At 67.0% G+C, this 24,125-nt stretch carries 19 protein-coding genes and 1 tRNA gene; 11 read left to right on the top strand and 9 right to left on the bottom strand.

From position 1 onward, the window contains the following. Positions 1-17 precede the first annotated feature (17 nt). On the bottom strand, positions 18-1,991 hold the full coding sequence (locus tag GGQ59_RS08975; protein WP_183817715.1) for a potassium/proton antiporter: 1,974 nt from the start codon (positions 1,989-1,991) through the stop codon (positions 18-20). A gap of 241 nt (positions 1,992-2,232) precedes the next feature. Between GGQ59_RS08975 and GGQ59_RS08970 the strand changes: the two genes are divergently transcribed. From GGQ59_RS08970 to GGQ59_RS08945, 6 genes are all read left to right on the top strand, one after another. After that, positions 2,233-3,606, top strand: coding sequence for a glutamate--cysteine ligase (locus tag GGQ59_RS08970; RefSeq protein WP_183817712.1), 1,374 nt, complete (start codon positions 2,233-2,235; stop codon positions 3,604-3,606). Continuing rightward, complete coding sequence (locus GGQ59_RS08965) at positions 3,534-4,241, top strand: DNA-3-methyladenine glycosylase family protein (RefSeq protein ID WP_343074311.1); 708 nt, start codon at positions 3,534-3,536, stop codon at positions 4,239-4,241. Before GGQ59_RS08970 ends, GGQ59_RS08965 begins: the two co-directional genes overlap by 73 nt. 79 nt (positions 4,242-4,320) lie before the next feature. Further along, positions 4,321-4,947 (top strand): paraquat-inducible protein A, encoded by a 627-nt coding sequence (locus GGQ59_RS08960; RefSeq protein ID WP_183817708.1) that lies wholly within the window; start codon positions 4,321-4,323, stop codon positions 4,945-4,947. Further along, complete coding sequence (locus GGQ59_RS08955; RefSeq protein ID WP_183817707.1) at positions 4,944-5,567, top strand: paraquat-inducible protein A; 624 nt, start codon at positions 4,944-4,946, stop codon at positions 5,565-5,567. Before GGQ59_RS08960 ends, GGQ59_RS08955 begins: the two co-directional genes overlap by 4 nt. Next, a complete protein-coding gene (locus GGQ59_RS08950; RefSeq protein WP_183817705.1) occupies positions 5,564-7,162 on the top strand; it encodes a PqiB family protein in 1,599 nt (532 codons plus the stop codon). Before GGQ59_RS08955 ends, GGQ59_RS08950 begins: the two co-directional genes overlap by 4 nt. Beyond that, positions 7,162-7,761 (top strand): PqiC family protein, encoded by a 600-nt coding sequence (locus GGQ59_RS08945; RefSeq protein WP_183817703.1) that lies wholly within the window; start codon positions 7,162-7,164, stop codon positions 7,759-7,761. Before GGQ59_RS08950 ends, GGQ59_RS08945 begins: the two co-directional genes overlap by 1 nt. Positions 7,762-7,836: 75 nt before the next feature. Here GGQ59_RS08945 and odhB read toward each other — a convergent pair whose 3' ends face one another. The 3 genes from odhB to sucD form a co-directional block, all read right to left on the bottom strand. Further along, positions 7,837-9,393 (bottom strand): 2-oxoglutarate dehydrogenase complex dihydrolipoyllysine-residue succinyltransferase, encoded by a 1,557-nt coding sequence (odhB, locus tag GGQ59_RS08940; RefSeq protein WP_183817701.1) that lies wholly within the window; start codon positions 9,391-9,393, stop codon positions 7,837-7,839. Positions 9,394-9,402: 9 nt separating this feature from the next. Further along, positions 9,403-12,366 carry a 2-oxoglutarate dehydrogenase E1 component gene (locus GGQ59_RS08935; RefSeq protein ID WP_183817699.1) on the bottom strand — a complete coding sequence of 988 codons (2,964 nt, stop codon included), beginning with the start codon at positions 12,364-12,366 and terminating at the stop codon, positions 9,403-9,405. A 133-nt stretch (positions 12,367-12,499) separates the two neighbouring features. Further along, positions 12,500-13,399 carry a succinate--CoA ligase subunit alpha gene (sucD, locus tag GGQ59_RS08930; RefSeq protein ID WP_183817697.1) on the bottom strand — a complete coding sequence of 300 codons (900 nt, stop codon included), beginning with the start codon at positions 13,397-13,399 and terminating at the stop codon, positions 12,500-12,502. A gap of 143 nt (positions 13,400-13,542) precedes the next feature. Between sucD and GGQ59_RS08925 the strand changes: the two genes are divergently transcribed. From GGQ59_RS08925 to GGQ59_RS08910, 4 genes are all read left to right on the top strand, one after another. Beyond that, positions 13,543-14,676 (top strand): M14 family metallopeptidase, encoded by a 1,134-nt coding sequence (locus GGQ59_RS08925; protein ID WP_183817695.1) that lies wholly within the window; start codon positions 13,543-13,545, stop codon positions 14,674-14,676. A 134-nt stretch (positions 14,677-14,810) separates the two neighbouring features. After that, positions 14,811-17,321, top strand: coding sequence for a DEAD/DEAH box helicase family protein (locus GGQ59_RS08920; RefSeq protein WP_183817693.1), 2,511 nt, complete (start codon positions 14,811-14,813; stop codon positions 17,319-17,321). 1,054 nt (positions 17,322-18,375) lie between these two features. Then, positions 18,376-18,579 carry a cold-shock protein gene (locus tag GGQ59_RS08915; RefSeq protein WP_183817691.1) on the top strand — a complete coding sequence of 68 codons (204 nt, stop codon included), beginning with the start codon at positions 18,376-18,378 and terminating at the stop codon, positions 18,577-18,579. 88 nt (positions 18,580-18,667) lie between these two features. Next, on the top strand, positions 18,668-18,853 hold the full coding sequence (locus GGQ59_RS08910; RefSeq protein WP_183817689.1) for a hypothetical protein: 186 nt from the start codon (positions 18,668-18,670) through the stop codon (positions 18,851-18,853). Positions 18,854-18,856: 3 nt separating this feature from the next. Here the strand turns inward: GGQ59_RS08910 and der are convergent, their stop codons facing one another. Beyond that, positions 18,857-20,221, bottom strand: a complete 1,365-nt coding sequence (gene der, locus GGQ59_RS08905; protein WP_183817687.1) for a ribosome biogenesis GTPase Der — start codon at positions 20,219-20,221, stop codon at positions 18,857-18,859. Between the two features lie 84 nt (positions 20,222-20,305). On the opposite strand from der, the gene GGQ59_RS08900 reads away from it, so the two are divergent. Further along, a tRNA-Arg gene (locus tag GGQ59_RS08900) sits at positions 20,306-20,382 on the top strand. A gap of 8 nt (positions 20,383-20,390) precedes the next feature. On the opposite strand, the gene GGQ59_RS08895 is transcribed toward GGQ59_RS08900, so the two are convergent. The 4 genes from GGQ59_RS08895 to glpX all read right to left on the bottom strand — a co-directional run bounded on the left by GGQ59_RS08895 (position 20,391) and on the right by glpX (position 24,120). Further along, positions 20,391-20,516 (bottom strand): DUF2474 domain-containing protein, encoded by a 126-nt coding sequence (locus GGQ59_RS08895; protein WP_246408615.1) that lies wholly within the window; start codon positions 20,514-20,516, stop codon positions 20,391-20,393. After that, positions 20,516-21,529, bottom strand: coding sequence for a cytochrome d ubiquinol oxidase subunit II (cydB, locus tag GGQ59_RS08890; protein ID WP_183817684.1), 1,014 nt, complete (start codon positions 21,527-21,529; stop codon positions 20,516-20,518). The genes GGQ59_RS08895 and cydB overlap by 1 nt, the downstream gene beginning before the upstream one ends. A 12-nt stretch (positions 21,530-21,541) precedes the next feature. Beyond that, positions 21,542-22,999, bottom strand: a complete 1,458-nt coding sequence (locus tag GGQ59_RS08885; RefSeq protein ID WP_183817682.1) for a cytochrome ubiquinol oxidase subunit I — start codon at positions 22,997-22,999, stop codon at positions 21,542-21,544. A 131-nt stretch (positions 23,000-23,130) separates the two neighbouring features. Beyond that, the gene (glpX, locus tag GGQ59_RS08880) at positions 23,131-24,120 is read right to left on the bottom strand and encodes a class II fructose-bisphosphatase (RefSeq protein ID WP_183817680.1); all 990 of its coding nucleotides are present in this window, start codon (positions 24,118-24,120) and stop codon (positions 23,131-23,133) included. Positions 24,121-24,125: the final 5 nt, after the last annotated feature.

Here is a 24,125-nt window from a genome sequence, read left to right as displayed (position 1 = left end):
GCAAGTATCCAGGAGCGCTAGAGCTCCGGCGGCGCGGCCACTTCCGCCGTTGGTTCCACCTCGTCGAAGACGGCGCTCTCGACGATCGAGCGGACGGACTCGACATAGGCCTGGCTGTCGCTCGCGAAGGGCCCGACGTAAGGCGCGAGCGCGCTGGCGCTCGGCTCCTCGCCGTCGACGCGCGTCTGCGCGCGGACGCTGCGGAAGTCCTCGAACTGCTCGTGGCTGGCGTAGAGCCGGGTGAGCGCCCGCGCCGCGGCGAGGAGGTTGGGGTAGCCGTCCTTCAGGTCGAGGCCGAAGACCGCGTTCTTCTCGACGGCGCTCGCAGAGCCGCCCCAGCCCGTGGACAGGGCGGCCTGCGCCGCGGCCAGGCGCGGCGGGACGATGTCGATCCGGCCGAGAAGGACAGCGGGCTCCGCGAAGCGCAGGCCGTAACGCCGCGCGATCGCCGACACCGTCGCTTCCTCCTCCAGCGTCAGGCGTCCGCGCGTCTCCTCCGCCTCGGCGAGCGCCTCCAACCGCGCGCGGTCGGACCGGATGCGCGCGTTGGACGCCTCGACGACCGTGGTGATCGTGTCGATGAACAGGGCGCGCCGTTCCTCGAGCGGCCGCTCGGCGAAGCCCGGCGGGAAGGTGGCGGGCACGCGGGTCCGGTCGCTCAGCGCGGTGCGAAGCTCTTCCTGCGTCGACACCGTGACCAGGGACGGCGCCGCCGGCGGTTGCAGCGCGACGGCGAACCAGCCGCCCACCGCGATGGAGGCTGCCGCTGCGGCGATCCGCGCGAGCGCCCCGCCGCGGCTCATCGGCGAGCGCTCTTCCTCGTCGGACAGGCGCAGGGCCTGGCCGACGACCGGTGCGGTCCAGCCCTGGATGACGAGGGAGATGAGCACGACGACCGCCGCGGCGCTCAGGTAGAGGTTGCCGTTCGGCACGCCGAGGGCGGCGGGGAGCAAGCCCAGATAGACGGGCGTCGCCCCGCGAAGGCCGACCCAGGCGACGAAGCCGACCTCCCGCTGGCGAAAGCCGAAGGGCGCCAGCGCGCCCGCGACCGCGAGCGGCCTCGCGACGAAGATCAAGGCCAGCGCCACGCCGAGCGCTGGAGCGGCGACGGTCGCGAGGTGCGACGGCGTGACGAGAAGACCGAGGAGCAGGAACAACCCCGTCTGGGCGAGCCAGGCGATGCCGTCCATGACCCCGCCGACCCGCTCCGCCTGCTTCGGTGCGACCGTGGAGATCGTCAGACCGGCGAGGTAGATGGCGAGGAACCCGCTGCCGCCGAGAACCTCGGCGGCGCCGAAGGCCATGAAGCCGAAGCCCGCCGTCAGGATCGATATCAGGCCGCTGGGCAGGGCGAGGCGCTGAAGGATTCTGGGGACGGCGATCCCCGTCGCGCCGCCGACCAGGGCGCCCACGACGAGCTTGGCGAGGAGGGTGAAGGCCCAGGCCCCGGCGCTGAGCGGCTCCGTCGCGATCGAGATGGACAGGCCGACGACCAGCAGGATAGCGATCGGGTCGTTGAAGCCGGACTCGACCTCCAGCGCCGCCACGATCCGCTTCGGCATCTTCAGCCCGGAGGCCGCGAGCGCGAAGACGGCGGCGGCGTCGGTCGAGCTGACGATCGCGCCGAACAGGAGCGCCGCGGACCAGTCGAGGCCGAAGGCCTGGCGGGCGAAGGGCGTTACCAGGAAGGCGGTCGCGATCGTTCCGATCAGGGCGAGCGACAGGCCCGGCTTCGTGCCGAGGCGAAAGGCCGAGGCTTCCGTTCGCAAGCCGCCCTCGAACAGGATCGCGGCGAGCGCCGCAGACCCCCATACGAGCACGCCCTGCGAAGCGTCGAAGGAGATGCCGCCCGGCCCTTCGCGGCCCGCGAGCATGCCTGCCAGCAAGAAGACGAGCAGGATCGGTGCGTCGATCTTCTGGCCGGCGGCGCCGGCCAGGATCGCCCCGACGCAGAGGGCCGAGATCGCGAGGATGATGATGCCGACGTCCAAGCCTGCCTCCGGACCGACCGGGGGCCGCTATGCCCGTCCTGCTGGCGATAGGCCAGCGTTCGCCCCCGCGCCGCCTTACCCCCCTTCGCCTTGCCGCGCGGTTTAGACGACTCTTTTCCTTGGCCCGAGCGCCACATCGCCTTACCTGCGGGCACATGACGCCTTCCCGCTCGCGGTTCGTCCCGCTTTCCCCTCTGCGGCCCGCCCTGCTCTTCTGCCTACGGTTGAGGGAGACCTCGCGATGACACAGCTCGACGCCAGCACGCGGGGCGACCTGCCGGAGATCGAAGACGTCTCCGAGCTGACCGACTACCTCGCCTCGGGATGCAAGCCGCCGGACCAGTGGCGCATCGGCACCGAGCACGAGAAGTTCGGCTTCCTGTGGGATTCCTACGCCCCCCTTCCCTTCGCGGGCGAACGCTCGATCCAGGCGGTCCTGCGCGGCCTCGCCTCCGAATTCGGCTGGCAACCGCTGGAGGAGGACGGCGTTCTCGTCGCGCTCAAGAAGGACGGCGCCTCCATCACGCTCGAGCCGGGCGGGCAGTTCGAGCTGTCGGGCGCGCCGCTCGAGACCATCCATCAGACCTGCGGCGAGGTTCATCGTCACCTCGCCGAGGTGAAGGCGATCTCGAAGCCGCTCGAGGTCGGCTTCATCGGCCTCGGCGCGGCCCCGAACTGGACGCGCGACGACATGCCGAAGGTGCCCAAGGGCCGCTACGGCATCATGCGCGCCTACATGCCGAAGGTCGGCTCCCTCGGCCTCGACATGATGCACCGGACCGCGACCGTGCAGGTGAACCTCGACTTCTCGACCGAAGCCGACATGGCGAACAAGTTCCGCACCTCGCTCGCGCTGCAGCCGCTCGCGACCGCGCTCTTCGCGAACTCGCCCCTGACCGAAGGGAAGCCCAACGGCTACCGCTCTTGGCGCGCGCACATTTGGACGGACACGGACGCCGCGCGCACCGGCATGCTGGACTTCGTCTTCGACGAGAGCTTCGGCTTCGAGCGGTACACGCAGTACATGCTCGACGTGCCGATGTACTTCGTCTGGCGGAACGGGCGGTACATGGACGCGACGGGCCAGTCCTTCCGCGACTTCCTCCGGGGAGAGTTGCCGGCCGCGCCGGGCATGAAGCCGACCATCCTCGACTGGCAGGACCACCTCTCGACCGCCTTCCCCGAGGTGCGGCTGAAGACGTTCCTCGAGATGCGCGGCGCGGACTCGGGCAGTTGGGGCCGCATCTGCGCGCTGCCGGCCTTCTGGGTGGGCCTCCTCTACGACGAGCACGCGCTCGGCGCGGCGTCGGAGCGGGTGGCGCACTGGACCGTGGACGAGTTGCGCCAGCTCCGCGGCGATGCGGCCCAGCATGGCCTTCAGGCCGAGATCGGCGGCGAGACGCTTCAGGACGTGGCCAAGGACGTCCTCGGCATCGCGAGCGAGGGGCTGAAACGGCGCGGCAAGCTCGATGCCTCCGGCAATGACGAGTCCGGATTCCTCGCGCCGCTCCACGAGATCGCGCGGACGGGGAACAGCTTCGCCTGCAACCTCCTCGCCGACTACGAGGGCGCCGGGGGGAACACGAACGTCCTCTTCGACCGCTACGCCTTCTGAGCGAGACGTCCTACGTCACGGCGCCCGACGAGGCGCTGACCTACCTGCGCGAGGCGGACCCCGTCCTCGCTCGCGCGCTGGACCGGGCGGGGCCGCCGGTCGTCCGGCGCCGGACGCCGGGCTATCCGGGCCTCTTCCGCATCATAACCGAGCAGCAGCTCTCCGTGCCGAGCGCTCGGGCGATCCTCGCCCGCTGCCACGCGAAGCTGGGCGAGCCGACGCCGAGCGTCGTCCTCGCCGCCTCGGACGACGCCTTGCGCGGCTGCGGCCTGTCGAGGCCGAAGATCCGCTACCTTCGTGCCGCCGCCGACGCGGTCGCGGAGGGTACGCTCGACCTCGAAGGGCTCGGCGCGCTCTCCGACGAGGACGCGGCCAGGCACCTGGTCGCCGTCCCCGGCGTCGGCCCCTGGACGGCGGCCATCTACCTTCTGTTCTGCGACGGCAGGCTCGATGTCTGGCCGAAGAGCGACGTCGCGCTGCTCGCGAGCTACGCCGCCGCCAGCGGCTTCGCGGCGAAGCCCGCGCAGCGCGACTTCGACGCGGAGGCCGACCGCCGCTACGCCCCGTGGCGCGGCGTCGCGGCGCACGTCCTTTGGACTCACTACGCCGTGCTGAAGGGCCGGAAGCCGGGCTGACCGGCGGGACTCGAAACCTCGATCTTACGGGCTAAGTCGCAAGGATGGCGCGACGAACGTGCAGGCGGGCGGGGTCCGCATGGTGACCGCTGACGGGCGCGAGCGCCTGGACCTCCTGGCCTGTCCGGCCTGCGATGCGCTGCATAGCCGGCCCGCGCTGGACGAGGGCGAAGTCGCTCACTGCGTGCGCTGTCACGCCGTTATCCTCGCGCGCAAGCACCGTTCGGTCGACCGGGTGGTCCCCGCCGCCGCCGCTGCGCTCCTCGCCTACCTCGTCGCGGTGACGTTCCCCTTCGTGGGCGTCTCGGAGGCGGGCCTCGCGAACCAGATCTCCGTGATCGACGCGGTCGTCGCGCTCGCCGAGGGGCGGTTGGGCCTCCTCGCCGTCGTCCTCGGCGTCTTCACCCTCGCCTTTCCGCTTTGGATGATCGTCTCGCTGCTCATGGTCACGGTACCGATCCGCCTGGGCCGCCCCGCGCCGCGCTACGCCGCCGCCGAGTTGAAGGTCGTTCGGCGCCTCGCGCCGTGGGCCATGGCCGAGATCTTCCTCGTCGGAACGGCCGTGTCGCTCGTGAAGGTGGCGGGCCTCGCTCACTTGAGCTTCGGCCCCGCCTTCCTCGGCCTCCTCGCGACGGTCGTCCTTCTGGCCATGGCCACGGTCTACCTCTGCGAGGACACGATCTGGGCGGCGGTGCGGGCCCGGTGAGGAGCGCCGCGGAAGAAGGCCTCGCGCTCTGCCGCTACTGCCGCACCGTGGTGCCGGCGGACGAGCCGCGCTGCCCGGTCTGCCACGACCGCATCGTCCTGCGCCAACCGCGCCAGCTCCAGCGCGTCTGGGCCTTCTGGCTCGTCGCGCTCATCGCCTACGTGCCCGCGAACCTGCTGCCGATCATGGAGACCGTGACGCTCGGCAGGGGCGACCCGCAGACCATCATCGGCGGCGTCTTCGTCCTCTTGGAGCACCATGACTACTTCATCGCGGGCGTCGTCTTCGTCGCGAGCATCATCATCCCGACCGCCAAGTTCGGCGCGATCGGCTGGCTCGCCATCGCCGCCGCGCGGACACGGGTGCGCCACCCCGAGGGGCTGCACCGCGTTCACCGCGTCGTGGAGCTCGTCGGCCGGTGGTCGATGATCGACGTCTTCGTCGTGGCCGTGCTCGTCGCCCTCGTGCAGCTCGGCGCGGTAGCCCAAGTCCGGCCGGGCGTCGGCGTCCTGCCCTTCGCGCTGACCGTCATCTTCTCCATGCTGTCCGCCGGCGCGCTGGACCCGCGCGTCTTTTGGGACAAGTTCGACCCTGAGCCTCTTCAAGGAAGTGCCGTTTGACCGACGAGATCCACCCGCCCTACCCCCGCGTGTCTCCGACGCGCAGCCGCCCGATCTCGCTCGTCTGGATCGCGCCGATCGCGGCCGTGATCATCTGCATTTGGGTCATTTGGTCCTCGGCGCAGGACCGGGGGCCCCTGGTCGAGATCACCTTCCCCAGCGCCGCCGGCATCGAGTCGGGCACCGAGATCCGCCGCAACGACGTGCCGGTGGGCGAGGTCGAAGACGTGCGACTGTCCGAGGACGCGGCGTCGGTCGTGGTCTCCGCGCGCCTGGACCCGGAACTCGAACCCTTCCTCGGCCAGACGACCCAGTTCTGGGTCGTCAACGCTCAGATCTCTTCGGCGGGCGTGTCCGGCCTCGAGACCCTGCTGTCGGGCGCCTACATCGCCGTCGATTGGGAGGAGGAGGCTCGCCGCTCCGCCCGCCGCTTCGAAGGCGCGGTGACGCCGCCGCGAACGCCGGCCGGGACGCCGGGCGTGCGCATCGTGCTGACGGCCGAGGACGCCGGCTCCGTCCGTCCCGGCTCGCCGCTCCTCTACCGGGGGCTTGAGGTCGGTCGCATCGAGACGCGCGAGCTCACCGACGAGGGCGAGGCGGTGCGCTACGAGGCCTTCGTCGAAGCGCCCTACAACGCGTACGTCACGCCCTCGACGCGGTTCTGGAACACGATCGGCGTCAACATCTCGGCCAGCACCTCGGGCGTGTCGATCGACGTCGGTACCCTCACCAACATCCTCAGCGGCGCGGTCTCGTTCGGCGAGGTCGGCGGCGCGCTCGGCGACCCGCTCACCCAGGACGGCGAGACCTTCACGCTCTTCCCCTCCCGCCCCGAGGCCGAGGAGAGCCTCTTCGCGAGCGAGGAGGAGGAAGGCGTCCGCTTCGTCGCCGAGTTCGATCAGTCGGTCGCGGGCCTCAAGACCGGCGCCCCGATCACCTATCTCGGCATCCGCATCGGCACGGTCGTCGACGTCTATCTCGACATCGCGGGCGGGCTCGCCGGGGACAGCCGGACCTACGCCGTCCTACAGTTCCAGCCGCGCCGCCTGGGCCTCGAAGGCCTCGGCCCGGACGAGCTGCGCACGCGGTTCGACACCTTCGTCGAGGAGGGCTCGCGGGTTCAGCTGACGACGGGCAACCTCTTGACCGGCGCCCTCGCCGTCCGCCTCGTCAGCCAACCGGACGCGCCGACCGCCAGCATCGACTACGCGGCGAGCCCCTATCCTTCCTTCCCGACCGTCCCCTCCTCGACGGAGGCGATCGCGGCGGACGTGCAGAGCATCCTGCAGAAGGTCGCGAACCTCCCCCTCGAGGATCTCGTCGCCAACGCCGCGGCCGCCTTCGCCGAGATCGACGCCCTTCTCGGATCGCCGGCCGTCGCCGAGGTCCCGGCGGACCTCAGCGAAGCGCTTCAGGCCTTCGCGCAGGCCGCCGAGCAGCTCGAAGCGGCGACCGGCAGCGTCTCGCCGAACTCCGAACTGCAGGTCGAGCTCATCGACGCGGTGCGCGAGTTCAGAGAGGCCGCGCGCCGCATCGGTGCCCTGGCGCAGACGCTCGAGGAGCAACCGAACGCCCTGATCGTAGGACGCGACTGATGACCAGAAGAACCCTCCCCGCCCTCACCCTCGCCGTCCTCGCGCTTTCTGCCTGCGCGGGCGGCGGGATCAGCGCCGAGCGCTACCTCCTGCCCTCGCCGACGCGCGTGACGGCATCCCCGCAGAGCGAGCCCGTCCGCGTCGCGCTCGAACGGGTGGGGCTTCCCGGCTACTTGTCGGAGGACCGTGTCGCCAGCACGGCGGACGGCACCACCGTCACCTTGGACGAGCACGCCCGCTGGGCGGAGGATCCGCGCACCGCGATCACCCGCACGCTGACCGCCTCGCTCGCGCGGGACGAGGGCCTCACCGTGCTCTCCGAACCCTGGCCGAGGCGCTTCGATCCCGACGTGCGCGTCCGGGTCACGCTCGACGACTTCCTCCGCGTGGGCGCGGACAGGGCGCGCCTGGCGGGGCAGTTCATCGTGATGGAAGGCGGCAGCGAAGACGTGCTGGCGATCGAGCCCTTCACGCTTGAGACGACGCAGTCCGCCGCGGACTACGCCGGCTTCTTCGAAGCCTCGGCGGGACTGCTCGGCGAGCTCGGGGACCGCATACGGGCCCGGATCGAAGAGCGCGAAGAGGCGGGCGCGGACTGAACGGCGCCCGCCCGCGGCGGACCGCCTCCTCGCTTCCGGTCGGCGGCCCGTCAGGGGCCGCCGCCGTCTTGATACTCAGAGGTCGAGCAGCAGGCGCTGCGGGTCCTCGAGGTTCTCTTTCACGCGGACGAGGAAGGTGACCGCGCCCTTGCCGTCGACGATGCGGTGATCGTAGCTCAGCGCCAGGTACATCATGGGGCGCAGCTTGATCTCGCCCTTCACCGCGACCGGACGCTGCTCGATCCGGTGCATGCCGAGGATGCCGGACTGCGGCATGTTGAGGATCGGCGTCGACATCAGCGATCCGTAGACGCCGCCATTGGTGATGGTGAACGTCCCGCCCTGCATCTCCTCGAGCTTCAGGTCGCCCGAACGGGCCCTGCGGCCGAAATCGTTGATGTCCTTCTCGATCTGGGCGAGGGACTTCATGTCCGCGTCCTTCAGCACGGGGACGACGAGGCCCTTCTCCGTGCCGACCGCGATGCCGATGTCGTAGTGGTTCTTGTAGATGATGTCCGCGCCGTCGATCTCGGCGTTGACCTCCGGCACCTCGCGCAGCGCCTGAACGCAGGCCTTCACGAAGAACGACATGAAGCCGAGCTTGACGCCGTGCTTCTTCTCGAAGAGCTCCTTGTACTGAGAGCGCGCTTCCATCACCGCCGTCATGTCGACGTCGTTGAAGGTGGTGAGCTGCGCTGCGACGTCCTGGCTCTCCTTGAGGCGACGGGCGATCGTCTGCCGAAGGCGGGACATCTTCACGCGCTCTTCGCGCTCGCCCAGGGGCCGGGGCGCGGCGGACGCCTGCGGCTTGGCGCTCTGTGCCGGACGCGAGGCGGCGGCGAGGGCGTCGCCCTTGGTGATGCGGCCGCCCTTGCCGGTGCCCGCGATCGAACCGGCGTCGAGGCCGTTCTGCTCGATCACGCGCCGAGGCGCGGGCGAGACCGGCGCTTGGGCGGCGGGTTTGGCTTCCGCCTTCGGGGCGGCGGCGCTGCTCGGCGCGGCTTCCTTGCCCGCTTCGCCGGGCACGATGAGGCCGAGGACGTCGCCGACGGCGACCGTGTCGCCTTCATTGGCGCGGATCTCGGTCAGCACGCCGGAGATCGGCGCCGGCACGTCGACCGCCGCCTTGTCCGTCTCCAGGCTGACGACCGGATCGTCCTGCTTCACGAACTGCCCGACCTTGACGAGCCAGGATCCGATGTCGGCTTCGGTCACGCTCTCGCCCGACGAGGGCGCGGTGATCTCGACCGCGTCCTGGGCGCTATCGTCGGTCACCGCGGCGAGGGCCGCCTTGGCGCCTTCCTCCTCGGTCTCGGCGGGGGCCGGGTCGCGTTCGATGCCGCCCGATGCGGGCTCGTTCGAAGCCTTCGCGGTCGGCGCCTTGCCGGCGGCTTGGCCGCCCTCTTCCATCTCGGCGATGACGTCGCCGACCGAGACCGTGTCGCCTTCCTTCGCATTGATCGCGGTGATGACGCCGTCGGCGGGGGCCGGCACGTCCATCGCGGCCTTGTCGGTCTCTAGGCTGACGATCGGCTGGTCGGCCTTGACGCGGTCGCCGACCTTGACGAGCCACTGGCCGATATCGGCCTCGGTCACGCTTTCACCGGCGGCGGGTACTCGGATCTCGGTCATTCTACGTTCCTAACCCAGCGCGTCTTCGAGGAAGGCGGCGAGCTCTTCTCTATGTTGTTTCGCATGTCCCGTGGCGGTCGACGCCGAAGCCGGCCGGCCGGCATAGCGCGGACGCGTATGCTTGGCGCCGATCTGATCGAGCGTCCATTCGAGGTTCGGCTGCATGAAGGTCCAGCCGCCCATGTTCTTGGGTTCTTCCTGGCACCAGACCATCTCCGCGTCGCCGAAGCGGCGCAGCTCCGCGGCCAGCGACTTCGCCGGATACGGATAGAACTGCTCGACCCGGAGAAGGTAGACGTCGTTGATGCCCCGCGCTTCGCGCTCTTCGAGAAGGTCGTAGTAGACCTTGCCCGAACACAGGACGACCCGCCGCATGACGTTGTCGGGGACGAGTTCGACCGTGCTGCCCGGCCGGTACTGCGCATCGTCCCACAACACGCGGTGGAACGAGCTGCCCGGACCCATCTCGTCGAAGGTCGAGACCGCCCGCTTGTGGCGCAGGAGGCTCTTCGGCGTCATCAGGACGAGAGGCTTGCGGAAGTCGCGCTTCATCTGACGGCGGAGGATGTGGAAGTAGTTCGCGGGCGTCGTGCAGTTGGCGACTTGGATGTTGTCCTGCGCGCAAGCCTGAAGGTACCGCTCCAGGCGGGCGGAGGAGTGCTCCGGCCCCTGGCCCTCATAGCCGTGCGGCAGCAGGAGGACGAGGCCCGACATCCGCAGCCACTTGCGCTCGGCCGAGGAGATGAACTGGTCGAAGATGACCTGCGCGCCGTTGGCGAAGTCGCCGAACTGCGCTTCCCACAAGGTCAGCGTGCAGGGGTCGGCGAGCGAGTAGCCGTACTCGAAGCCCATCACCGCGAACTCCGACAGGTTCGAGTCGATCACTTCGAACTCGGCCTGACCGTCGGAGAGGTGGCGGAGCGGCGTCCAACGGCGCTCGGTCTCCTGATCGACGAAGGAGGCGTGGCGTTGGCTGAACGTGCCGCGGACGGAGTCCTGGCCGGACAGTCGGACCCGATAGCCCTCCTCCAGAAGCGTGCCGAAGGCGAGCGCCTCGCCGGTCGCCCAATCGATGCCCTCGCCCGCTTCGAGCGCGGACGCCTTCGCCTTCAGGATGCGGTCGAGCGTGCGGTGTATCGTCAGCTTCTCGGGCACGTAGGTCAGGCGCTCGCCGACCGACTTCAGCCGTTCGAGCGGGACGGCCGTGTCGCCCTTGCGGTCGTCGTCGGCGGGCGGGCGGAAGCCCTTCCACTGCGCGTCGAGCCAGTCGGCCTTCTTGGGCTCGTACGCTTCGCCCGCGTCGAACTCGGCCGTCAGGAAGCCTTTGAACTCGTCCATGCGCGACTGGACGTCGGCTTCGCCGACGAGGCCTTCCTCGACCAGACGCCGCGCGTAGATCGCGCGCGTCGACTCGCGGGCGCGGATCTTCTTGTACATGAGCGGCTGCGTGAAGGACGGCTCGTCGCCCTCGTTGTGGCCGTATCTGCGGTAGCACCACATGTCGATGACGACGTCGTGGCCGAACTCCATGCGGAACTCGGTCGCGACCTTCGCCGCATAGACTACGGCTTCAGGGTCGTCGCCGTTGACGTGCAGGATCGGCGCTTCGACCATCTTGGCGACGTCGGACGGGTAAGGAGAGCTTCGCGCGAAGCGCGGGCTCGTCGTGAAGCCGATCTGGTTGTTGACGATGAAGTGGATCGTCCCGCCGGTGCGGTAGCCCTTGAGCCCCGTGAAGCCGAAGCACTCCGCGATGACGCCTTGGCCCGCGAAGGCGGCGTCGCCGTGCAGGAGAAGCGGCAGCACGTGGGTGCGCGAGACCGGAAGCGGGTCCTTGGGCGGGTTCAGATCCTGCTTCGCCCGGCACTTGCCGAGGACGACGGGGTCGACGGCTTCGAGGTGCGACGGGTTCGCGGCGAGGCTGAGGTGGACCTTGTTGCCGTCGAACTCGCGGTCCGACGAGGCGCCGAGGTGGTACTTCACGTCGCCCGAGCCGCCGACGTCGGACGGGATCGCCGCGCCGCCTTGGAACTCGTGGAAGATCTGATGGTAGGGCTTGCCCATCACCGCCGCCAGGACGTTCAGCCGCCCCCTGTGCGGCATCCCGATCGAGATCTCCTCGACGCCGAGCGCGCCGCCGCGCTTGATGATCTGCTCGAGCGCGGGGACCATCGACTCGCCCCCGTCGAGGCCGAACCGCTTCGTGCCTTGATACTTGGTCTGGAGGAAGTTCTCGAAGCCTTCCGCCTCCAACAGCTTCTGCAGGATGGCGTGCTTGCCCTCGGTGGTGAACTTGATCTCCTTGTCCATGCCTTCGATCCGCTGCTGAAGCCAAAGCTTCTGCGCGGGGTCGGAGATGTGCATGAACTCGATCGCGAAGGTCCCGCAATAGGTCCGCTGCAGGATCTCCATGATCGTCTTGAGGTTCGCCGTCTCCAAGCCGAGCACGTGATCGAGGAAGATCTCGCGCTCCCAATCGCTCTCGGTGAAACCGTAGGTCGCAGGGTCGAGCTCGGGGTGGACGTCGACCTTCCGCATCTCCAGCGGGTCGAGGTCGGCGATCAGGTGACCGCGGATCCGGTAGGCCCGGATGAGCATGAGGGCGCGGACGGAGTCGCGCACCGCGGCCTGCACGTCGGCGGGGGCGAGTTGCGGCGTGCGCGCTTCGACCTTCTTCTCGAACGCGCCCTCGACGCCCGACCAGTCGCCCGACAGCGCCGCCGTCAGCTCGTCGCCGGGCCTCGTCGGCCAGTCGCGCCGCGCCCAGGACGGGCCGGCCGCGTTCTCGGCGGCGCCGTCGCCGCCCATCTCCTCGAACCAGGCGCGCAGTTCCGGGTCGACGCTCGTCGGGTCCGAAGCCCAGCGCGCATGCTGCTCGGCGAGGTAGCCGGCATTGCCGCCGGAGAGGAAGTCGGTCATCGCGACCGCGTCGCGCGCGTCGAACTCGCGGGGGTTCGAACCGTCGTGGGCCATAGGGGGCCTTGGAACTCTGGCGCCGGGGGCGGGCCGGCATGATCGGGGCGGCGGGCGCCACCCGCCGGGTTTGCACGCTACTTAAAGGTGCGCCGCGCTTTCGCAACCGCGGCACACGGGCAAGCTAGCGGGCTTAACCTTTCAGAAGCTCTACCAAAGTCGTCCCGAGCGCCGCGGGCGTCGGGCTGACCGCGATGCCGGCCGCCTTCATCGCGTCGATCTTGGCGGCGGCGGTGTCGTCCGCGCCGGAGACGAGCGCGCCGGCGTGGCCCATGCGGCGGCCGGGGGGCGCCGTGACGCCCGCGATGAAGCCCACGGTCGGCTTCTTCACCTTGTTCTCGGCCAGGAACCGCGCCGCGTCCGCCTCGGCGGAGCCGCCGATCTCGCCGATCATGATGATGCTCTCGGTCTCGTCGTCGGCGAGGAACATCTCGAGCACGTCGATGAAGTCCGTGCCCTTCACCGGGTCGCCGCCGATGCCGACGCAGGTCGACTGGCCGAGGCCCGCGCCGGTCGTCTGGTGCACGGCCTCGTAGGTCAAAGTCCCCGAGCGCGAGACGATCCCGACCGAGCCGCGCCGGTGAATGTGACCGGGCATGATGCCGATCTTGCACTCGTCGGGCGTGATGACGCCGGGGCAGTTCGGCCCCACGAGGCGCGTCTTCGAGCCTTCGAGCGCGCTCTTCACCTTGACCATGTCGAGCACCGGAATGCCCTCCGTGATCACGATGACCAGCGGGATCTCCGCCTCGATCGCCTCGATGATCGACGCCGCGGCGAACTTCGGCGGCACGTAGACGACCGAGGCGTCCGCGCCCGTCTTCTCCCGCGCGTCCTTCATCGTGTCGAAGACGGGCAGCGTCGCGCCCTTCGCGGCCTCGCCCGCCTCCCAGGTCTGCCCGCCCTTACCGGGCACGACGCCGCCGACCATCTTCGTGCCGTAGGCGATCGCCTGCTCGGTGTGGAACGTCCCGGTCTTCCCGGTCAGCCCCTGGCAGAGGACCTTGGTGTTCTTGTCGACGAGGATGGACATGCTGACTCCCGGCGCGGCCGATCTTTGGGTTCCGCGCGGGACTAGCGACGCGCCCCGCGCCGCACAAGGCGAAGAGCGCGATCGGTGCACCCAGAAGCCCCCGAAGATTGACACGCCGCCGCCCCGGCGCGACGCCCTCCCCCATGAGCATCGACGTCACCGCCCCCGCCGATGGCGGCAACATCGAGGTGCTGGACGCCTCGAACGCCGCCCAGATCCGCCTCGCCATCCGCCCCGACGGCGCGGCGAAGTTCCACCAGTGGTTCCACTTCCGCGTCTCGGGCGCCAAGGGCACGCCCCTCACCCTGCGCATCGAGAACTGCGGCGACAGCTCCTACGCGAGGGGCTGGCCCAACTACCGCGCGGTCATGAGCACGGACGGGACCGAGTGGCGGCGCGTGGACACCGCCTATGAGGACGGCGTCCTGACGATCACCCACACCCCGGCGTCGGACAGCGTCCGCTTCGCCTACTTCGCGCCCTTTGGCCTCTCAGAGCAGCAGGCGATGATCGAGCGCGCCTGCGCCGCCCCCCGCACGACGCTCACCACGCTCGGCCACACGATCGACGGCGAGCCTTTGGACCTCCTGACCATCGGCGAGCCCGCCGAGGGCAAGGCCCGCCTCTGGTTCATCGCGCGCCAGCACCCCGGCGAGACCATGGCGAGCTTCTGGATGGAGGGCTTCCTTCAGAAGCTCTGCGACGAGGCCGACGCGGAGGCCAAAACTCTCCTCGACAAGGCCGTCGTCTACGCCGTCCCGCTGATGAACCCCGACGGCGCGCGACGGGGGCACCTGCGCACCAACGCAGCCGGAACCGACCTCAACCGCGCCTGGGCCGAGCCCTCGATGGACAAAAGCCCCGAGGTCTTCCTCGTCCGGCAGAAGATGGAGGAGACGGGCCTCGACTTCTTCTTCGACGTCCACGGCGACGAGGTCATCCCCAACAACTTCGTCGCGGGCGCCGAGGGCATCCCCGGCTGGTCGGACCGGCTCCAGTCCCTGCAGGACCGCTTCAAGAAGGAGATGGTCGACCGCACCCCCGACTTCCAAACCCAGGAAGGCTACCCCATCCCCCCTGCAGGCAAGGCCAACATGGCCCTCGCCACCTCCTGGACGGCGCAAACCTTCGACGCCCTCGCCCTGACCCTGGAGATGCCGTTCAAGGACGCGCTGTCGAACCCGGACGAGGTGTACGGATGGTCGCCGGAGCGGTGTCGGCAGTTGGGGCGGGATTGTCTGGGGGTGATGGCTGGGATGGTGGAGGAGTTGCGGTGACGAAGCAGATGGTCGTGGCAGGGTTCTAACGTGCAACTTTTGACAATCCTAAACCCATCTAATTTTATTGTAGCAATACCATAGTTTATGATAGTAAGTGGTAGGCGCACTATGTAAACTATCAAAGGTTGAATATGGTTGATTTCAGTAAGTTGCCGAGCTCACGAGCAGATAATCGACCCAACGACCCAGTTAAAATCTTTGAACGGCGTCCGAGCGGTGACACTGACGTCAAAGATTTATGGCGTGGACAGGCAGATGCTCTTGAAGAATGGAATCGATACCGCGACAAGAGTGATGTCCTTCTTTCACTGAATACTGGCGCGGGAAAAACAGTTGTAGGACTTTTGATCGCACAGAGTCTTATGAACGAGGGATGTGAAAATGTCTTATATGTCTGTTCGACCAATGATCTGGTTATGCAAACGGCTCGAGAGGCAAAAGAGCTCGGTGTTGCTTGTACGACAAAAATGGGACGAGACTTTTCGAACGATCTTTTTGAAGAGGGGCGTGCGTTCTGCATTACGAACTACGCAGCTATCTTCAACGGTCGAAGTACGCTCATGCGGCGGAATCGGCCACAGGCAATAGTTTTCGATGACGCCCATGTCGCTGAGGGAATGATACGAGACGCCTACACCCTTTCAATTCCCGCAGCGAAATACCGCGACCTATACGAAGAAATCACACTTCTGTTCGAAGATCATTTTACTGATCTTCATATTGCGGAGCGATTCCGCAAGGCGAAAGCAACTGGCCTCTTTGAATTCGTGATGGCGGCGCCACGCGGGATTGTTGAACGAGCGAATAGGTTACGAGACCTTCTACTCAAACATGGGGCCGATGAGGGCGATCTTAGTTACGCTTACTCTCATCTGGCAGATCACCTTAACAGTTGTGCTGTCATCTTCGGCGACAGCAAGATTGAGATCACGCCTCCCTTTTTGCCATCTCGGTGTCATCCTGCCTTCGGCACCGGAGTACGCCGAGTGTACCTGTCTGCAACGCTCCAGTCTCAAGTTGAGTTCGTCCGTGCATTCGGACGAAAGCCGGAACACGTAATTGCTCCGAACAACGATGCTGGTAATGGGGAAAGGCTGATCCTTGATGGTCGCGAGGTACAAGGAGGTTTTGGTCCTTCCTTTGCCAAACAGCTTACGACCAGTCGTAAGGCTGTTATTGCCGTGCCTACCTACAACATGGCGTCGCGTTGGTCTGCGATTGCTGAACCTCCTATCAGAGAGAAGTTTTCGGACGAACTTGATGCTTTCCGCGAAGCTAACTCAGGCGGCTTCGTCCTGGTAAGCCGATCCGATGGAATCGACCTCCCAGCGAATACTTGTCGTATAATGATCATGGACGGACTCCCCGTCGGTACGTCCCTTCTCGAACGTCTTATTGCCGCGTACATGCCAACCACGAGTACGCAAAATCGGCGCGTGGCAAGTCGAATTGCCCAGCTTTTTGGGCGTATCAACAGGGGACGGAACGATTACGGTGCATTTCTGATCGAAGGGCGCGATCTTGCGAAGTGGCTCCGAAATGACCGTAACGTCGCACTCCTTCCTCCACTTCTCCAACGTCAAATCGTCGTTGGTCGAACCGTTGTCGAGAACATGGACGAGCACAATGCGAACGAAGCACTAAACGCTGTTGACGCCGTCCTGAGCCGCAATGAGGGTTGGGTAAAATACTATCAGAGTGAAGTGTTGGGAGCTGAACTTGATCAAACCGAAGCGCAACGAACAGAGGATGCTGAGGATACGCTTGTTTCGGCAGCGTTAGCAGAAGCGAAGTATGCGGCTGCCATGTGGTCCGGTGGTATTGATGTCGCCCGCAATGCACTTGAGAAGACAATAGCTGACGTTTTGCAGTACGATGAGTACCTGGCCGGTTGGCACCAAGCGTGGCTTGGACTGACATTCGATCTTAATCAAGATAGCGAAGCTGCTGATAAGATGTATGATATTGCCCGCTCGCGTCTGCCGAATACGATACCCCTAACTAGGCGCAGACGGGCGGGGGACGAAAGCGTGAAGGGTGAGCAACTAAAGCCGTTAACACGCGCCCTTCTTGATCTCACACATACACTTCATGCACCAAAGTTTGAGAAAGATTTTGGAGTGCACAAGTTGAGGCTTAATCGTATTGACGATGGTACGCCGAAGCAAGCCGAGGATGGAGTTGCTTGGCTCGGAAAGCTTCTTGGATTTGTGGACACTCGGCCAGATGAGACTGAGGGTACTGGTCCAGATGTCGTCTGGGAGGACCCAGAATTACGTCTGGTACTCGCTTTTGAGTTGAAAACCGACAAGGACAAGCCCGCGAGTTACCGGAAGGATGACATCGGACAGGGGCATGATCATGAACGGTACCTCGAAGACACCTACCCGGATCACGAGCGCCTTGGATTACTCTTCGTAGGCCCTGAGGGCGATTTGACAAGTAGTTCGAACCCGTCCCCAACTATGGGCCTATGTCTAACATCAACGATGGCAGGACTTCGAGATCGATATTTTGCGCTTGTCCAAGATCTACGGCAGCAGGAGCCACTTGGTCGATGGGCTATGGCTCGCGAGGAAGCTTCAAAAGACGATTGGACACTAAGGAAGCTGGCGAATGACCTACGCGACAAGAGCTTCTAGCCTCTCTCGGGTGTTCGTCTAGTCTAAGGGTCCTCGCTGCCGCGATCATCGGCGGATAGCTTCGCGAGCTGTTCTACGGACTTGTCCTCGCCCCCTGCCGCTCATGCCGTCCTCACCCTCGCGTCGTACGATCCGGGGTGGGAGCGCGCCTTGCCCTCGCGTGCGGCGCCGGGAGGCTTCGTGCCTTCGGAACTGGGGGCGGTGCGCCGCTCGACCTTCCGGATGATCAAGACAGACCGGGCGAGCGCCAGAGGGGCCCCGGCGGACCGCGCTCCCAACCTAGCCCCACCGTCACCCCGGGCTCGTCCCGGGGTCCAGCACCTGGGCTGTCGGCTTACGCCGCAGTGATAGGAGAGCGCCGCTGCGCGTCTTGCGCCCCCTCTCCCCGCTGGGGAGAGGGCCGGGGTGAGGGGGAGCGGCGCCCGTGCGAAGCGGAAGCCTAGCTCCCCCTCACCCGGCAGCGAAGCTGGCGACCTCTCCCCAGCGGGGAGAGGTGAAGCGCGCGGGGAACTTATCCCCGCGCCCTGCCGCCGTGCCATGTTGCCTCCGTCGCGGCAGGGCCGGGGCGGGGCGGACAGCTGACGTCTCCCCTGCCTGCCGCCACGAGGTCACGTGCTGGCGAAGTCTGGATGATGGAATGCATCCCACTTGGTCAGGTTGGACACGCGCCGGGCGAGCTGAAGAACGGCCCTGGCGGATCGCGCTGAGGAGCGTGGAGGACTTCGTGCCGCGCGCGGCGAGGGTGTGGGACCCCTTGCGTCGCAGACAACCTACTACCACCCCGAACTGCGGCGAGCCGCGCGCGGGACACCCCGGACTTCTCATACCGCACTCGGGGCGGACGCTTCGGCGTGCCTGCCGTCCGGTGCCTGCCGCCCCCGACTACAGCTTTACCTTGCGCTCGCGGCTCTTTGCGCCCACGTCTGGGTCGCATCCTGAGTCTAGGCTCACACTTCAGCGTCCGAGCGGATGCTTCGAACTTTCCTCTACAACGGTTGCGCTCACTAAGCTTCGGCGTCTGCCGGGCACTACACACGATGAAAGAATACCCACGATGTCCACTGGTACAGTGAAATGGTACAACGCCGACAAGGGCTACGGCTTCATTCAGCCTGACGCGGGCGGCAACGACGTCTTCGTTCACGCGACGGCACTCGAAGCGGCCGGGATCCGCAGCCTGCCCGACGGGCAGAAGATCTCCTACGAGATCACCGAGCAGCGCGGCAAAAGCTCCGCGACGCAGCTCGAGCTCCTCTGAGCTAAGGCGACGCCGGGCGCCGCACTCGCGGCGCCTAGGATCTCCAGGGCGCCGCATCCGCGGCGTCCTCGACCTGAAAGGTCGCATCATGACCGACGCCACCGGCTTCGAGGACGATCAAGACCTCCTGACCAGCGTGCCGTCGGCGCAACGCGACGCGAGCAAGGCCCGCCACGAGGCCTCGCAGCGCGCCCGCTCGGAACGCGAAGCGGAGGAGCGCCAGTCGCGGACCGAACACCTCAAACGCCTCCGGACCGCGCGCCAGGCGCGCTGAGCGCTACTTCTTATCCGCGTAGGGGTTCTCGCCCTTACGAAGGTAGAGGCGGATCGGCACGGCCTGGATCTCGAACGCGTCGCGGATCGCGTTCACGAGGTAGCGCTGATAGCTGTCCGGCACCTCGTCCGCCCGCTGGCAGTGGACGAAGAAGGTCGGCGGGCGCGTCTTGATCTGCGCGCCGTAGCGCATCTTGATCCGACGCCCCCGGACCGCCGGCGGCGGATGCGCGGTCGTCGCCTGGCCGAGCCACTCGTTGAAGGCGGACGTCTTCACCTGCGCGTTCCAGTCGACGTAGACCTTCGTGATCGCGGGCATGAGCTTGCGAAGGCCCTGCCCCGTCAGCGCGCTGAAGGTTACGATCGGCACGCCCGGCAGCTGCGGCAGAAGGCGGCTCGCCATCTCGCGCAAGGCCACGCCCATCTCGGTGCGGTCCTCGATCAGGTCCCACTTGTTCGCGGCCAGGACCACAGCCCGCCCCTCCCGCACGGCGAGGTCGGCGATCTGAAGGTCCTGCTTCTCGAAGGGCTGCGTCACGTCGAGCATGACGACCACCACCTCGGCGAAGCGGATGGCTCTGATCGTGTCGCCGACCGACATCTTCTCGAGCCGGTCCTGAACCCGCGACCGCTTGCGCATCCCCGCCGTGTCGAACAGCTTCACCGGCCAGTCGCGGTCCTCTCCGCGCCAGGTCCACTCGACCGAGATCGTGTCCCGCGTGATCCCGGCCTCGGGGCCGACGAGGAGGCGGTCCTCGCCGAGTATGCTGTTCACCAGCGTCGACTTGCCCGCGTTCGGCCGTCCGACGATGGCGACCCGAAGCGGCTTCAGCGGATCGTCCCACTCCAGCGCCTCCGCCTTCACGGCCTCCGCCCGCCCCTCGGCGTGCGGCCGGATCGCCTCGTAGAGGTCGGCCATGCCCTCCCCGTGCTCGGCAGATATCGGCACGGGCTCGCCAAGCCCTAGACTGTACGCATCGTAGATGCCGTCCGCCCCCCGGCCCTCGGTCTTGTTGACGACCAGCACCACGGGTTTGCCGCCCGAACGTAGGATTCCCGCCAGCTCCTGATCGAAGGCGGTGATGCCGGCGCGGCCATCGACGAGGAACAGCGTGATGTCGGCGAGCGAGATCGCCTTCTCCGTCCCCGCGCGCATCCGGGCCTCGAGTGCGCCCTCCTTCGCGTCCTCGAGCCCCGCCGTGTCGATCAGCGTCAGGTCGAAGTCGCCGAAGCGGACCTCATGCTCGCGGCGGTCACGGGTGACCCCCGGGGTGTCGTCCACCAGTGCGAGCTTCCGCCCGGCGAGGCGGTTGAACAGCGTGGACTTACCGACGTTGGGGCGGCCGACGATGGCGACTCTTAAGGGCATGAACGCCCGCTACACCGCAGGCGCCGCCTTGTCATGCGCGGGGTGGCGGCGAGGCGCCGGGGTCTGCTAGGAACGGCCCCGGGCGACCCCGTAGCTCATCAGGATAGAGCGACAGATTCCTAATCTGTAGGCAGCAGGTTCGAGTCCTGCCGGGGTCACCACCCGCCCCTCAGAGGATCATGAGCCGGATGCCGTAGGCGACGACGCCCACCACGAGGACGCCGGCGAGCCAGAGCCCGACGAACCAAAGGCCCTTGCGCAGCGCCGCAGGCATAGAGGCGAACCCGCGCCGCATCAGTGATAGCCTGCCTCGGGATCGACCTTCCCGCGGAAGACCCAGTAGGCGAAGGCGGTGTAGCTCAAGATGATGGGAATGAGCACGCAAGCGCCGACGAACATGAAGATCTGGCTGTAGAACGGCGTCGCGGCGTCCATGATCGTGACCTCGGTCGGGATGATGTAGGGGAACATCGACACCCCGAGCCCACCAAAACACAAAAGGAACAGCCCGAGCGCCAGCAGGAATGGGCGATACTCGTGCTTATGGACGTTGATCGACTTGAACATCATCCAGGCGATCAGGGCGACGGCGATCGGGACCGGCGCGACGACCAGGATGTTCGGCCAGCCTAGCCACCGCTCGAAGTAGGAAGCTTCCAGGAACGGCGTCGCCGCGCTGACGGCGGCGACGAAGCCGAGCGTGCCGAGGCCGAAGCGCCAGGCGAGCTTGCGCGCGACGTCGTGGACCTCGCCTTCGGTCTTCATCAGGAGCCAGGTCGCCCCGAGAAGGCCGTAGCCGACGACGACGGCGACGCCCGTCAGGAGAGTGAACGGCGTCAACCAGTCCCACCACCCGCCGCCATACTGGCGCCCGTCGACTTCGATCCCCTGCAGGAGTGCCCCCAGGGCGATGCCCTGCGCCAGCGCCGCCGTGACCGAACCGCCGATGAACGCGTAGTCCCAATGCCCCAACCACCGCTTCGTCCGCCAACGGAACTCGAAGGCGACACCGCGGAAGATGAGCGCCAGCAGCATCGCGATGATCGGCGCGTAGAGCGCCGGCATGATGATCGCGTAGGCCATGGGAAAGGCGGCGAAGAGGCCCCCACCTCCCAGGACCAACCAGGTCTCGTTACCGTCCCAGACCGGCGCGACCGTGTTCATCAACAGGTCACGATCCTTCTTCGTCGGGAAGAAGGGGTAGAGGATACCTAGACCGAGATCGAAGCCGTCGAGGACGACGTAGATGAAGACGGCCAGGGCCAGAAGGAACGCCCAGGCGTTCGCGAGCCAGAAGCTGACTTCCATGCGCGTTCTCCCCTATTCCGCCGGGCCGAGGAGCGGGCCGCCCCCGGTCGCAGGCCGCTTCGGCGTCCGTCTCGCGACCTCCTCGGAGGCGGGCGTGATGCCCGCCGTCCGGATCGGGCCGCCGTCGGAGGTGACGCCTTCCTCGCCCCGCTGGGGCGGGTGTCCCATCAGGCGCAGGATGTAGAAGACCCCCGCCCCGAAGACGAAGAAGTAGATCACTACGAAGGCCATGAGCGAGCTGCCGACCGCCGGCGCGGCGAGCGGCGAGACGCTATCCACCGTCCGCAGCTGGCCATAGACCGTGTAGGGTTGCCTGCCGACCTCCGTCGTGATCCAGCCCGCAATCACGGCGACGAGGCCGGAAGGCGACATCAGAAGCGCCGCCCGGTGCAGCCACTTGTTGGTGTAGAGTTGCTTCTTCCAGCGGCACCAGAGGCTGAACGCGCCGACGCCGAGCATGGCGAAGCCCAGTCCCACCATGACGCGGAATGACCAGAACACGATCCTGACGGGCGGCTGCTCGTCGTCGGGGATCGTGTCGAGGCCCGCCATGGGTGCGTTGAGGTCGTGGTGCAGGATCAGCGAGCTGAGCTTCGGAATGCCGACCGCGTATTTGAGTTCTTGGTCCTCGTCGTCCGGGATGCCGAACAGGTAGAGCGGCGCGCCGTCCGGATGGCTCTCGTAGTGGCCCTCCATCGCCATCACCTTTTGCGGCTGATGCTCGAGCGTGTTGAGGCCATGCATGTCACCAAGCACGATCTGCAAAGGCGCCACGACCGCCGCCATCCACATCGCCATCGAGAACATCGTCTTCACGCCCGGGTTCTCCTGACGCCCCTTCAAGAGGTGCCAGGCCCCGACCCCGCCGACGATGAATGCCGTGGTGAGGTACGCCGCCGTCAGCGTGTGCGCGAGGCGGTAGGGGAAGGACGGGTTGAAGATGACCGCCAGCCAATCGGTCGGAATGAACTGTCCGTTCTCGGCGACCGCGTAGCCGGCTGGCGTGTGCATCCAGCTGTTCACGGAGAGAATCCAGGTCGCGCTGAGGGCGGTGCCGAAGGCGACCATGATGCAGGCGAACATGTGCAGCTTGTCGCCGACCCGCTCCCGTCCGAACAGCATGATGCCGAGGAAGCCTGCCTCGAGGAAGAAGGCCGTCAGCACCTCGTAGGCCATGAGCGGGCCGAGAACCGGGCCGGCGATGTCGGAAAACTTCGACCAGTTCGTACCGAACTGGTAGCTCATGGTGATGCCCGAGACGACGCCCATCGCGAACGCGATCGCGAAGATCTTCACCCAGAACTTGAAAAGACGAAGGTAGGCTTCGTTCTTCGTCCGAAGGTACATTCCGTTGAGAACGGCGAGGTAGCTCGCCAGCCCGATGGAGAAGGCCGGGAAGACGAAGTGGAACGAGACGGTGAAGGCGAACTGGATGCGCGCCAGGACTACCGGATCGAAGCTGGACAGCATGCTAACGGTCCCCCGTGCAGAAGGCCGACGACGTTCGGCCCTGTTTTCCTCCACCGAAGATTGGTCGGGCAACAGGACCGCTCAATGCGTCATACTGCCTGCGACGTCCCGTTACGGCGGGGTATGACCCATCATCCCCGGTAGCTCAGGTTGAAGCTCGCCGCGCGCGACTCCGCGTCGATGGTCCGCACCGTACCGGACTTCGAGCGCATGACGACAGTCTGAGTGTAGACCCGTTCGCCGCGCCACTTCACGCCCTTCAGCATCGTGCCGTCCGTCACACCCGTGGCGGCGAACATCACGTCGCCGGAGGCGAGGTCGTGCAGGTCGTAGCGGCGATCGAGGTCGGTGATCCCCGCCTTTTCCGCCCGCGCCCGTTCGTCGTCGTTGCGGAAGATCAGCCGCCCCTGCATCTGTCCGCCGACGCAGCGAAGGGCGGCAGCGGCGAGGACGCCCTCGGGAGCGCCGCCCGTACCGACGTAGAGGTCGATGCCGGTCTCCTCGGGGTCGGTCGTATGGAAGATGCCGGCGACGTCGCCATCGGGGATTAAGAAGACGCGGGCGCCGACGGAGCGGATCGCGTTGATGATGCCCTCGTGCCGATCCCGGTCGAGGACGCATACGGTGATCGCCTCGGGCTTGACGCCCTTCTCCTTGGCGAGGCGCCGAACGTTCTCGTCGGCGGGCGCGTCGAGGTCGAGGACGCCGTCGGAGTAGCCCGGTCCGCAGGCGATCTTCTGCATGTAGACGTCGGGGCTATGCAGGAACCCGCCGCCGGTGGCCATGGCGACGACCGCGAGCGCGTTCGACATCGCCTTGGCGGTCAGCGTCGTCCCCTCGAGCGGATCGAGCGCGATGTCGATCTTGGGGCCGCCCTTGCCGACCTTCTCGCCGATGTAGAGCATCGGCGCTTCGTCGCGTTCGCCCTCGCCGATGACGATCGTGCCGTCGATGTCGAGCTTGTTGAAGGCCGCCCGCAGCGCCGTGACGGCGGCCTGATCCGCCGCCTCCTTGTCGCCGCGACCGATCATGGTCGAGGCGGCGACGGCCGCCGCTTCGGTGCAGCGCCCGAGCTCGATCGTCAGGATGCGATCGAGGTACTCGGCGTGGGCTTCGGCCATGGTGT

This window comes from Parvularcula dongshanensis (genome assembly GCF_014199615.1).
Taxonomy (GTDB): domain Bacteria; phylum Pseudomonadota; class Alphaproteobacteria; order Caulobacterales; family Parvularculaceae; genus Parvularcula; species Parvularcula dongshanensis.
Note: the sequence above shows the minus strand (reverse complement) of the source record. Positions and strands in the feature narration are given on the sequence as shown.